The organism is Neisseria dentiae, from assembly GCF_024580525.1.
Lineage (GTDB): Bacteria > Pseudomonadota > Gammaproteobacteria > Burkholderiales > Neisseriaceae > Neisseria > Neisseria dentiae_A.
The window spans coordinates 1-429 of sequence record NZ_JANIKQ010000075.1 but is presented as its reverse complement, the minus strand read 5'-3'; the positions used below and the strand labels follow the sequence as shown (position 1 = coordinate 429).

Annotated in this window: 1 pseudogene; it reads right to left on the bottom strand. The window is 41.0% G+C overall.

Annotation, left to right across the window (positions count from 1 at the left end):
* Positions 1-321: 321 nt before the first annotated feature.
* Positions 322-429, bottom strand: a pseudogene (locus NQ012_RS12930) (IS1595 family transposase); the annotation flags it as partial.

Sequence of the window (429 nt, the reverse complement as noted above, 5' to 3'; positions counted from 1 at the left end):
TTTGGGATTTTTGAGGGTTGTCAAGAATGCCGAAAGGCACGGCGAAGCCGCATCGTTCTTGAGAATGCTCAAAAATCACGAAACCATCATTCCAGCAAAAAACAAAAGTCGTTTGGCATAAAAAGTGCAATCAACCCGACCTTTTCCCACATCTCAGGCCGTCTGAAAATATACTGCTGCCGTTATTCCTGCCCATATGGGAATAACGGCAAATAAGTTTTTAGGGATATGCTCTGAATTTGACAAAAGTTTTGTAAGTTCAGACGGCTGCATGGATTTTGGACTGTTATCATATTTCGGTTGGGGCTTAGGAAGCAAAATTCATTTTAAAGGATCTTTCCGCAACATTCCCAACAGCACTTTGTACAAATCATCATGCCTGTGATTGAAGCAGAACTCGGTTTCTTTTAAATGCAGGTAAAACGTATG